This is a genomic window from Nitrosomonas limosa, assembly GCF_054188085.1.
Genome location: NZ_CM135180.1, coordinates 519,620 through 532,165, shown reverse-complemented (window position 1 = coordinate 532,165; position 12,546 = coordinate 519,620). Strand labels below are relative to the sequence as shown.

Here is a 12,546-nt window from a genome sequence, read left to right as displayed (position 1 = left end):
AATTGGGATCAGGAAATTAATAAAATGAACACGTAAGGTTTGGAAATGAAAAGAATGTTATTTAATGCAACTCAGCCGGAAGAATTGCGGGTTGCAATTGTGAATGGTCAGCAACTCGTTGACTTAGATATAGAATCTGTCAGTAAGGAACAACGCAAGAGCAATATTTACAAAGCTGTAATTACGCGAATCGAACCAAGTCTGGAAGCTGCGTTTGTAGATTATGGCTGTGAACGTCATGGCTTCTTACCTTTCAAGGAAATTGCTAACTCCTGTTTTGCTGAAAATGGCACTGCAACCGGTCGTATGCAAGATCTTTTGAAAGAAGGGCAAGAATTAATCGTTCAAGTTGATAAAGATGAGCGTGGCAATAAAGGTGCGGCGCTCACCACGTATATCTCACTTGCTGGCCGTTATCTGGTGTTGATCCCGAATAATCCGAATAGCGGTGGTGTATCCCGGCGCATTACCGGCGACGAGCGTAATGACCTGCGCGAAGTGATTGCTCAGCTTGAAGTACCAGATGGCATGAGTATCATCGCGCGAACCGCAGGTATTGGCCGGAGCACAGAAGAGCTTCAATGGGATCTGAATTATTTGACACAACTTTGGTATGCGATTGAAGAAGCAGCCAATAGTCAGGATGGCGTTTTCCTGATTTATCAGGAAAGCAGCTTGGTAATCCGCGCCATTCGTGATTACTTCAATCAGGAAATCGGTGAAATCTTGATTGATAGCCGCGATATTTTCGAACAAGCTAGTCAATTCATGGCACATGTGATGCCGGCAAATGTTGATCGGTTGAAGTTCTATCATGATGATGTGCCGTTGTTCTCACGTTTTCAGATCGAACATCAGATTGAAACCGCTTATTCCAGGCAAGTGCCGCTTCCGTCAGGCGGGTCAATCGTTATCGATCATACTGAAGCGTTGGTATCCGTTGACGTTAATTCAGCGCGCGCAATTCGCGGTTTAGACATTGAACACACCGCACTTAACACCAATCTAGAAGCAGCCGATGAAATTGCCCGGCAATTGCGGTTACGCGATTTAGGCGGGTTGATCGTAATCGACTTCATTGATATGGATGTACAACGAAATCAAAGGGAAGTTGAAGCTCGATTACATGAAGCGTTACGTCAAGACCGTGCGCGCATCCAGGTGGGCAAGATCTCCCGTTTCGGGTTGCTGGAACTTTCTCGCCAGCGGCTTCGCCCGTCGTTAGGAGAAAGCAATTATATTCCGTGTCCACGCTGCCAAGGAACCGGTTTTATTCGTGGCACCGACTCATCCGCATTGCATGTACTCAGAATCATTCAAGAAGAAGCGATGAAAGAGAACACCTATGCGCTGCATGTACAGTTACCGGTTGATGTAGCTACCTATCTGCTCAATGAAAAGCGTCCGGAAATATACGATATTGAAGTAAGACAAAAAATCAATATTGTCTTGATACCCAATATTCATATTGAGACTCCCAATTACACAGTAACCCGTATTCGTCACGAAGATGTTAAAGCAACCGAATCCGTTGCCAGCTACAGGATGGTAGAGAGGAATGCGGATGAAAATCAAACAATTGCAATTGAACAGAAAACCAAACCTGCACGGCCGCAAGCAGCTGTTCAGGGTATAACACCTGCACAACCCGCCCCCATTAGAGAAGAAAGGTCGCGTGACACATCGCTTTTAGATAAATTCTTTAGCTGGTTCAAACCCGCAAATATTGAAGAAACAAGGGTTAATTTAGAAGAAAAACCAGCGACTGAAATTGACAAACCGAGAGCCTCATCAGAACGCGGACGTTCACGAGGCCGCCGCGGCGGGCGCATGCGCAATGATCGCAATAAAGATGCTTCGGGGGCGAGGCAATCCAAGCAAAATGAATCGACCGACCCTGAAGCTAATCCGATTAATGCGGATGTCACAGTGATAGCGCATGAAAATGCTGACGATACCATGGAACTGCAGAAAGGACAGCGCAGATCAGCTCGGCAACGAAACGGAGCTCGCACCGAGGATATCCCAGCAGATAACTTGATAACTGAAAAACCAGTTGAAGATACAGACAATATCAATGTTAAATCTGGTGATCGCAAACGCGGACGACGGCACCGGAATGCAAAACCCCGCGATCAATTGGAAAATACCAACAAGACTTCCGAGAATGACGATTTGGTTAATTTAGCCAGTAACCGAATTCCTGCTGTCGATTCTGTAATCGAAATTGCGCGCATTGACAATGAAGAAACACTGCCCATTGAGACAAAAGAAGCTCAATCCTTCAAAGTTCGAAAAGAATCAAACGCTGAAGCTTCTGCCGCTACTCCGGTTCGGCTTGTCCCAAAAGCGATTGAAGAAGCTATAGCGGCTCCGGTTGCTCGTAAAACGCTGCCGGACCTTTCTGGAACCGGGCTTGTCATGATCGAAACTCCACCTGAAAAAGTAGAGATTATTTCTGAAGAAATCGTAGTTCCTAAACGACCGAGAAAAAAAGCCAAGCCCACCCTCGAAACAGCAGCAGAGCCGCTGATTCAAATTGAGACGCGCGAATAATCTGGGAATGTTAGGGAAGCACTGATTAATTCGGCGAACGAGATGAAGTGCGAGGCGCACGGCACACAGCAACCGAGACATATCAACAAGATAGGCGAGGGAGCGAGTACCGCGCAACGAAGTGATTCGCTCGTATCGTCAATTAATCAGCATTTCCTTAGAACTAGGCACAACCTGATTGTCACATCAATGTGCCTGTTCCCAGTTGTCGCCTACCCCTACTTCGATGCGTAAAGGCACAGTCAGGGTCAATACATCGCCCATCAGCTCCGGTAGCATCTTTTGTATCAACTCGACTTCTTCGTCGGGTACCTCGAATACCAATTCATCATGAACTTGCATGATAAGCTTACTACGCAGATTATGCTGAGCTAGCCAGTTGTGCACTGCGATCATTGCAAGCTTGATAATATCAGCCGCTGTTCCTTGCATCGGCGCATTGATAGCGGCCCGTTCCGCGCTTTGCCGGCGATTTCCGTTAGCATGATTGATTTCCGGTAACCACAACCGGCGACCTAATACCGTCTCAACATAACCATATTTTCTTGCCTTTTCCCGGGTTTGTTGCATGTATTGTTCTACGGCAGGATACCGGGCAAAGTAACGTTCCATGTAAGCTCGAGCCACACCACGTTCAACTCCGAGTTGCGCGGCCAATCCAAATTCCGACATGCCGTAAATGAGGCCAAAGTTAATGACTTTCGCATATCGGCGTTGCTCCTGATCGACTTGTTCCGGCAATATTCCCAATACTTCAGCAGCGGTTGCTTTGTGTATGTCTTCGCCTGCAGCAAATGCTTTCAGTAAGCCTTTGTCTTGCGAAATATGCGCCATTATCCGCAATTCGATTTGGGAATAGTCAGCGGAAATGATTTTGTAACCAACTGGAGCTATAAACGCTTCACGAATCCTGCGACCTTCCGCTGTCCTAACCGGAATATTCTGCAAATTCGGATCCGAGCTTGCCAAGCGACCCGTCACCGCGACGGCCTGTGCATAATTGGTATGCACCCGGCCAGTGACCGGATTTTTCATTAATGGCAATTTATCGGTATAAGTGGATTTCAATTTGGCAAGACTGCGATAGTTAAGCAGCAATTTTGGCAATGGATAGTCGAGCGCCAGTTGTTGCAGCACATCTTCATCAGTAGAAGGTACGCCGGTCGGCGTTTTTTTGATAACCGGCAACTTCAACCGGTTAAATAAAACATCCTGAATTTGCTTTGGAGAATTCAGGTTAAAAGGCAATTCGGTCAACGCATGCGCTTGTATTTCCAATGCATGGAGTTTCTCGCCTAATTCATGACTTTGCTTTTGCAATAACCGGTAATCAAGTAATACGCCATTACGTTCAATCTCAAACAACACCTCCAGTATGGGCATTTCGATGTTGTGATAGATACCGCTTAGTCGATCATCCTGTGCGATAGTGGGGTATAACGTTTGGTGTAATCGCAGCGTAATATCCGCGTCTTCGCCGGCATATTGTGTCGCATTTTCGATAGCGACTTGATCGAATCCGATGCGATTGACACCTTTTCCTGTCACATCATCGTAACTGATTGTTTTAAGATCAAGATGTCGCATAGCCAGGTTATCCATATTATGTGGTTGGTGCGACTCCAGGACATACGATTGCAATAACGTATCGTGCGCAATTCCTTTCAATTCGATGCCATGATTTGCAAAAATATGCTTATCATATTTGATATTCTGTCCTAGTTTGGCCTGAGAATCGCTTTCCAGCCAAGGTTTCAGTTTCTGCAACGCAAAATCCAATGGTATTTGTACCGGCACACCCGCATAGTTATGCATTAGCGGCAGATATCCTGCATGGTGTGTTTCCGTCGAAAACGAAATGCCGACAAGCTTTGCCTGCATCGGATCAAGGCTGGTTGTTTCGGTATCCAGAGCAACCAGAGAAGCGGCTTCCAGCCGCTTAAGCCACGTTTCAAAGTCCGTTTCCGATAAAATTGTTTGATAGTTACAGTTACTCGAATTCGCCGACGCAGGATCACCATTAGCATTGACTATTAATGCGCTGGAATGATGGTTGGAATCAATCGAATTTGTTTGATGAGAGCCGCTTTGTTGTTGCAATTCCCGCAACGAAGCTTTCATATCCAATTTTTCATATAACCGGATCAACGCTTCGGTATCTGGGGGTTGCGGCGCAAGCTCGGATATTTTAACCGGCAATTCCACGTCGCATTTGATGGTGATTAATTGGCGAGCCGTGTCAAACCAATCCAGTGTTTTGCGTAAATTCTCCCCGATCACTCCTTTGATCTCATCAGCATGTGCAATTAAATTCGCTAACGACCCATATTGCACCAGCCACTTAACCGCCGTTTTAGGCCCCACTTTTGGTACACCAGGAACATTATCGGAGGCATCGCCTACCAGCATCAAATAATCCAGAATACGCTCGGGAGGGACGCCGAATTTTGCCAGCACGTTGGCCTCGTCCAGAACTTCATTGTTCATCGTATTTACTAATGTAACCTGGGGATTGACCAATTGCGCGATATCTTTGTCCCCGGTTGAAATAATGCAACGCATGTTTGCTTCCACCGCGTGCCGTGCCAAGGTGCCAATGACGTCATCTGCCTCCACGCCATCAATGATCAGTATCGGCCAACCCATTGCACGAATGCACGCGTGCAACGGTTCGATCTGAACCGCTAAATCATGTGGCATGGTTGGCCGATGCGCTTTATATTCGGGATAAAGCTCGTCGCGGAAGGTTTTGCCTTTTGCATCAAATACACACGCGCTATAATCCGCATGATAGTCTTTGTGCAAGCGCCGCAGCATATTGAGCACGCCATGAATGGCCCCGGTCGGTTCATTATGACGATTACGCAAATCCGGCAACGCATGAAATGCGCGATACAGATACGATGAACCGTCTACCAACAGCAATGTTTTCATTCTTCTAAATTTCCTATGAGCCTACAAGATAAATTGAATACCCAAATGTCCGTTGAGAAACCCTGGTCGGCCAAAGAATCCTGGCGATTGTTCGGGATTATGGCAGAATTTGTCGAAGGCACAGAGCGTCTCGATACGATTCAACCGGCAGTTAGCATTTTCGGCAGCGCCCGGACTCGACCCGACAACCCGCACTATCAATTAGCCGAGCAAATTGCAAAGCAACTTTCCGATGCCGGATTTGCGGTGATTTCAGGCGGTGGTCCCGGAATCATGGAAGCTGCCAATAAAGGCGCATTTTATGGAAAATCTCCCAGTATTGGTCTCAATATCCAGTTACCGCACGAACAGCACCGCAATCCCTACCAAGATATCAGTCAAACTTTCCGGCACTTTTTTGCGCGTAAATATATGTTTGTCAAATTTGCGACTGCCTATGTTGTTCTTCCCGGAGGCTTTGGCACCTTGGACGAATTAATGGAAGCATTGACGCTTGTTCAAACCGGAAAAACCCGCAAAATGCCGATTATCCTCGTATATTCGGATTTTTGGCACGGATTGCTGGATTGGTTTAAAAAAGCATTGATTGCTGAAGGCTTCATTTCGGTCGACGATATGAATTTAATTCAAGTGATTGATGAACCCAAACAAGTAGTCAAAGCAATCTTTCAGTATTACGAAACCAGCGGATTCGAACTGACAGCCGCAGAAAAAGAAATTCAGCTCAATTTATAACTTAGGTGAACAATTTTAGGTAAAATACCCGGTATATCTGGACTTACCGGCAACCGACATGCACCTGCATCGACTTACTCTAATCCTGCTGCTTAGCATTGTAACGCCCGTCATGGCGCAGTCTGAACAGCCCAAGCAAGCAAAAAAACCGTCACATCCGGAAAACTTAATTCCCTTACCCGAACCGCCGGAATTGCCGGCGGAATTGGCAGATCCGCCACCGCATCTACCGGATATTCAAGCGGATCCCGAACTGGAAACACAAGTGACCATCATTAAGCGCGGAGAGGATATTATTGAAGAGCATCGTGTCAATGGAGAGTTGCTAATGATTAAAGTCATACCGCGCATAGGCCCACCGTATTACCTGAAAAAAAATACCGCGCGAGACTATCACAATCATCCCGGCGAGGCGGGTATTGATGTCAGCCCACCGATGTGGCAGATATTAAAGTTCTAGTTGAGAACAATTCAGCAATCAATTGTATTAAATGATTTCATTCTATCGCTTCGCTTTTTTACTCGACTAATTCATGTCTGTTTTTACCCCTGTCACGGATAGCCAACTTGCAGTCTGGTTAAAAGATTACTCGCTCGGTCAGCTGGTGCATTTACAAGGCATATCATCCGGTATCGAAAATACCAACTACTTCGTGACGACAACGGAGGGTAAATACGTATTAACGCTTTTTGAAAAATTAACCAGTGCAGAATTACCTTATTATCTGAATTTAATGGCACATTTAGCGCGACACGGTATCCCGTGCCCTGCTCCGATTCCCAGATTGGATCAGAGATTGCTCGGTGAATTGAATGGCAAACCCGCTACGATTGTTACGTGTTTACCCGGACAATCCGTGCTATCGCCAACCGATGCACAATGCGCCGAAGTTGGCGCCATGCTGGCAAACATGCATATCACGGGGCAATCATATACCGGCCACATGAACAACCCGCGCGGACCCAGCTGGCGGCAAGCAAGAGCGCCGGAAGTTGCGCCGTTCTTATCCGCTACCGATCAATCTTTGTTAGCCAGTGAGTTGGATTTTCACCGCAAAATGCCAGTCAATCTGTTACCGGGCGGTGTCATTCATGCGGATCTGTTTCGCGATAATATCTTGTTTATCGATCATCATATCGGTGGAGTGATTGATTTCTACTTTGCCTGTAACGATATTTTCTTGTACGACTTAGCGATTACCGTCAACGATTGGTGCATGACCGAAGACAAAGTGTTGGATGAGCAACGCACGCTGCCGCTGATGAAAGCCTATCACGCTATCCGTCCGCTCACAGCATCAGAGCACACATCCTGGCCCGCAATGCTGCGCGCGGGTGCGTTGCGGTTCTGGATTTCACGGCTTTATGATTATTATTTGCCACGCGCGGGGGAATTAACGCACGCCAAAGATCCAACACATTTCCGCGATATCTTACAAAACCATATCGCTAATACCGAGAAACTACAGCAGCTTTGGGTGTAGCTGCTCATATTCATTCTGATCATTGCAATTTAACTGGAGACACATCCATGGAAATTCACCAAGTCAACGCAAAACAAGGGCTGCAATGGATTTTAAGCGGCTTCTATCTTTTTGCTAAAGCACCGCTTGCTTGGGTATTTGTGTGCTTTACGCTCATGCTGGTTGCCATGACGATTGCGCTGATACCGATGCTGGGGCAATTCATTTTCACGTTGATTTCACCAGTTTTTCTTGCCGGAATCATGATGGGTTGCAAAGACATGGAACAAGGTAAGACGCTTGAAATTGCGCACCTGTTTGCGGCATTTAAGCGTAATGCAGCGCCATTAATTACCATCGGGGGTATCTATCTCATTGGACAAGTATTGATTCTCGGTTTGGTCATGCTCATCGGCGGATCTCAGATGACCGACATGATGCTATATGGCAAAAGAGTTGACGAAACCCAATTGATGGGAGTTATGAGTAGTTTCCTGACATCAATACTGCTAGCCTTGACGCTCTCCATTCCATTAATGATGGCTTCCTGGTTTTCCCCGTTGTTGGTGGTTTTTCATGATATTGAACCGATTCCTGCAATGCAAAAGAGTTTTTTTGCCTGTTTGAAAAATATTATTCCATTTCAAATTTATGGCATCGTTCTTATCATTTTGACCATTATCAGCGTCATGCCGTATGGGGTTGGGCTGGTTGTATTGATTCCTACAATTTTTGCATCGATTTATGTGAGTTACAAAGATATTTTTCTAAAAGAACCTATTCGCTTTAAAAATACGAATAATCAACCGGATTTTCAAAAAGCCAATTGGAGTAACAGCGATGACGAATCAAGCTCGAATGACAATCACAAAAAAACGGAAACAGCAGCTTCCGTTGAGACTACGCTAAACGAATTGGATGAACTAGTGGAATGCGCGCAGTGCCATCTGCGCATCCCACGCCACGAAGCGATTACTGACAAAGAACATTTTTATTGCAGCAATAAACACCGTGAGCAACATCAAGCAACACAACAATCAACTGAATTCAATACACACTTGCAGTATATAGCCGATTATAAAGCTTCAAAAATACCGGCAGCTCCCATACCGCTGCCGATGCACATGGTAACCATACCGTACTTTTTGTGATGACGCCGGAGACCGTGCAATAAGGTTGCCACCCGGATAGAACCGGTAGCTCCCAACGGATGACCGAGTGCAATGGCGCCACCGAGCGGATTCACTTTATTGCGATCCAAATTCAAATCGCGGATGACGGCAAGACTTTGCGCAGCAAACGCTTCGTTTAATTCAATCCAATCCAAGTCATCCTGCTTGATACCAGTTTGTTGCAATACCTTTGGAATCGCTTTAATAGGACCAACGCCCATAATTTCCGGCGGCACGCCGGCCACCGAGAACCCCACGAAGCGTCCAAGCGGTGCTAGGTTGAAACGTTTCAAAGCTGCTTCGCTCATTAGCACCACTGCACCCGCGCCATCCGACATTTGTGAGCTATTTCCAGCAGTTACAGAACCTTTCGCGGCAAAAACCGGGCGCAATTTTGCAAGCGCCTCCAAACTGGTATCCGCTCGTGGCCCTTCGTCAGTATCTTTGACAGCGATTTCTTCCCGTATAGTATGTGTCATCAGATCAGGGCGCTTTTCATCGACGGTATACGGTGCAATTTCATCGTTGAATTCTCCATTTGCGGTTGCCTTGATCGCTCGTTGATGACTGGTTAACGCAAATTCGTCCTGATCTTCCCGTGATACTTTCCACTGCTCAGCGACTTTTTCAGCCGTCATTCCCATGCCATAGGCAATCGCGACATTTTCTTCGTGTTGAAACATCACTGGATTCATCGCGACTTTATTACCCATCATCGGTACCATACTCATACTTTCGGTTCCTCCGGCAATCATGACATCTGCTTCGCCCAGGCGGATACGATCAGCTGCCAACGCTACGGATTGCAAGCCGGACGCGCAGAAACGATTGACTGTCATGCCGGCGACGCTATTCGGTAAACCTGCCAGCAGCAAAGCCACACGGGCGACATTGATACCCTGCTCCGCTTCCGGCATGGCGCAACCGACTATCACATCATCAATCGCGGCGGGATCCAGTCCTTCGCATTGTTTCATTACTGTCCGCAATACATGCACCAGCATGTCGTCAGGCCGCACGTTTTTAAACATACCGCGCGGGGCTTTGCCAACCGGCGTACGCGCGGCAGCTACAATGTAAGCTTCTTGAGTTTGCTTTGTCATAGGATCTCCGTGAATCGTAATATCAGTTTCTCAGCGGTTTGCCGGTTTTAAGCGTGTATTCGATTCGTGCTTGGGTTTTTTCAGTAGCCAGCAATTCCATGAAAGCGGTACGCTCCAGCTCCAGGAACCAGTCTTCATCAACCAGGCTGCCGGGTGTCAGATCGCCGCCGCACATTACGTAAGCGACTTTATTTGCAATCAGATTGTCATGCTCGGAAATAAATCCGCCTTCGCGCATGTTAATCAATTGACTTTGAATGGTTGCAATGCCGGTATTGCCAGCAACCGGTATTTCGCGCATCGGCAATGTGGGGCGATAACCGGCTTCCACCAAGGCTAATGCCTGCGCCTTAGCGGCATGCAGCAACTCGAATCGGTGCATCACCACAGTATCAGCCTGCCGTAAGTAACCGAGTTCTTTGGCTTGCTCCGCGCTTTTTGCCAGTTCCGCCATTGCAACCGTTTGGAAATAGTATTTCAAATGAGGGAATGGATCGCCATCCCTGGCGCTTTGCGCAGCCCGCATGGCTAGTTCTTTGCAACCGCCGCCTGCCGGTAACAACCCGACACCGGTTTCCACCAATCCAATATAGCTTTCCATGGTGGCGACTGTGCGATCACAATGCATGACAAATTCGCAGCCACCACCCAGCGCCAAACCATCGACAGCCGCGACCGTCGGAATCATCGAATAACGTAACCTTTGCGAAGTTCGTTGAAATTGCTGAATCATCGATTCCACTTCCGCCAATTTCTTGGCCATTAAGGCATCAGCAAGATCCAATTCGCGAGCAACCTGAAGCACCGCGGCTTGCGTTGTTTTTCTTAATTTTTTCAATAGCATTTGGAATGCTGTTGGCGGTTGAGGCGGCGTTGGCTGAGCATTGCCTTGCTGCACCTCAGGTTTAGGTTTTTCCGTGGCTTTTTGCAAATTCGCACCGGCGGAAAAAGGCGGCTCCGTCTGCCAAATCACCAAGGCTTGCCAGTTTTGCTCGGCTTCTTTGATCGCCTGTTGAATACCTTCCAGTACATCAATGCCGATCGTATGCATTTTACTTTTAAAGCTAAGCACGGCGATTTTATCGCCGGTGTGCCATAACCTCACCGCGCCGGTTTCAAATATGGTTTCGCCATACGTTGCAGCTTCACCGGTTAATCGATCAGGGAAAAGCTGGCGCCGGTAAACGGGTAATTGTGACCGTGCATGGAATTGACCGGCGGCGGGGGCGAATGATCCTATTGGGGAATGCACTGCTGGCGGGGTATCATTGGCGATTGTCAGCACCCAGGAAGGTAATGGCGTTTGTGCCATGCTTTTGCCAGCATCAATATCTTCCTGTATCCAATCGGCTATTTGTTTCCATCCCGCAGTCTGCCAAATTTCAAAGGGCCCCTGGTTCCAGCCAAAACCCCAGCGCATCGCTAGATCGAGATCACGCGCATTGTCGGCGATTGTTTCGAGTTGTATCGCACAGTAATGAAATAAATCGCGGAATATCGACCACAAAAATTGCGCTTGCGGTTGGGAACTGTTGCGTAATGCAGCAAATTTTTCAACAGGAGAACTATATTTCAGCAAACGTTTGAGATCTTCGTCGACCTCAACGCCCGACAACCGGTATTCTCGAGTGTGCCGATCCAAAACATGAATTTCATTTTTGATTTTTTGATAGACGCCGTGCTTCACTTTTTCCCCAAGCGCCCCTACTTCAATCAATCCTTGCAGCCAATCCGGAACCTCGAAATAGCGATGCCAAGGATCATCCGGCAAGGTATCGCGCATGGTGTTGATGACATGCGCCAAAGTATCCAACCCCACGACGTCCGCGGTACGGAAAGTCGCGCTTTTGGGTCGGCCGATCAATGTGCCGGTCAGGGCGTCAACCTGATCAAAGCCGAGATTGAATGAGCGACCGTGATGCATCGTCGCCAGTAATGAAAATACGCCAATGCGGTTCGCGATGAAATTCGGTGTATCTTTTGCCCGAATTACTCCCTTACCGAGAAAAGTTACAAGAAATTCTTCCAAATGATCCAGCATCGCTGTATCGCTGGTTTGACAAGGTATCAACTCAACCAAATGCATGTAGCGCGGCGGATTGAAAAAATGAATGCCGCAAAACCGGTGACGCAAAGCTTCCGGAAATGCTTCAGCGAGTTGATTGATCGACAATCCCGAAGTGTTGCTGGCGAACACGGTGCGTTCACCCAGAAAAGGTGCAATTTTCACATACAAATCGCGTTTCCAGTCCATGCGTTCTGCAATCGCTTCAATGACCAGATCGCAATCTCTCAGCAATTCGAGATGCTGATCATAGTTCGCCGGTTGAATACAGGATGCTTTAGATTTAACGGATAATGGCGCAGGCTCTTGCTTTCTGAGTTTATCGACGGCCTTGATCACATTGCTGTTAGGGTTGTCCGCCTCGCCTGGCAACTCGAACAATAGTGTTTCGATATTCGCATTCACCAAGTGTGCTGCGATTTGCGCACCCATTACGCCAGCTCCAAGTACCGCGGCTTTCCGCACTAAGAAACGCTGATCATTCAATTTCACCTCCTGCCGAATCCGGTTGATTACTG

At 47.3% G+C, this 12,546-nt stretch carries 8 protein-coding genes; 5 read left to right on the top strand and 3 right to left on the bottom strand.

Features of this window, described 5'->3' with window-relative positions:
• Positions 1-45: 45 nt before the first annotated feature.
• Positions 46-2,556, top strand: coding sequence for an Rne/Rng family ribonuclease (locus ACV7NC_RS02350; RefSeq protein ID WP_458153844.1), 2,511 nt, complete (start codon positions 46-48; stop codon positions 2,554-2,556).
• Positions 2,557-2,742: 186 nt separating this feature from the next.
• Here ACV7NC_RS02350 and polA read toward each other — a convergent pair whose 3' ends face one another.
• A complete protein-coding gene (gene polA / locus ACV7NC_RS02345) occupies positions 2,743-5,490 on the bottom strand; it encodes a DNA polymerase I (RefSeq protein WP_458153843.1) in 2,748 nt (915 codons plus the stop codon).
• 15 nt (positions 5,491-5,505) lie between these two features.
• On the opposite strand from polA, the gene ACV7NC_RS02340 reads away from it, so the two are divergent.
• The 4 genes from ACV7NC_RS02340 to ACV7NC_RS02325 all read left to right on the top strand — a co-directional run bounded on the left by ACV7NC_RS02340 (position 5,506) and on the right by ACV7NC_RS02325 (position 8,839).
• The gene (locus ACV7NC_RS02340; RefSeq protein ID WP_458153842.1) at positions 5,506-6,225 is read left to right on the top strand and encodes an LOG family protein; all 720 of its coding nucleotides are present in this window, start codon (positions 5,506-5,508) and stop codon (positions 6,223-6,225) included.
• Between the two features lie 112 nt (positions 6,226-6,337).
• On the top strand, positions 6,338-6,685 hold the full coding sequence (locus tag ACV7NC_RS02335) for a DUF2782 domain-containing protein (protein ID WP_458153841.1): 348 nt from the start codon (positions 6,338-6,340) through the stop codon (positions 6,683-6,685).
• A gap of 73 nt (positions 6,686-6,758) precedes the next feature.
• Positions 6,759-7,709 carry a homoserine kinase gene (locus ACV7NC_RS02330; protein ID WP_458153840.1) on the top strand — a complete coding sequence of 317 codons (951 nt, stop codon included), beginning with the start codon at positions 6,759-6,761 and terminating at the stop codon, positions 7,707-7,709.
• 47 nt (positions 7,710-7,756) lie between these two features.
• Positions 7,757-8,839 (top strand): BPSS1780 family membrane protein, encoded by a 1,083-nt coding sequence (locus ACV7NC_RS02325; protein ID WP_458153839.1) that lies wholly within the window; start codon positions 7,757-7,759, stop codon positions 8,837-8,839.
• On the opposite strand, the gene ACV7NC_RS02320 is transcribed toward ACV7NC_RS02325, so the two are convergent.
• Entirely contained in the window at positions 8,764-9,963 is a 1,200-nt protein-coding gene (locus ACV7NC_RS02320; protein WP_458153837.1) for an acetyl-CoA C-acyltransferase, read from the bottom strand. The two genes, ACV7NC_RS02325 and ACV7NC_RS02320, sit on opposite strands and share 76 nt — an antisense overlap.
• Before the next feature lie 22 nt (positions 9,964-9,985).
• The gene (locus ACV7NC_RS02315; protein WP_458153836.1) at positions 9,986-12,520 is read right to left on the bottom strand and encodes a 3-hydroxyacyl-CoA dehydrogenase/enoyl-CoA hydratase family protein; all 2,535 of its coding nucleotides are present in this window, start codon (positions 12,518-12,520) and stop codon (positions 9,986-9,988) included.
• Positions 12,521-12,546: the final 26 nt, after the last annotated feature.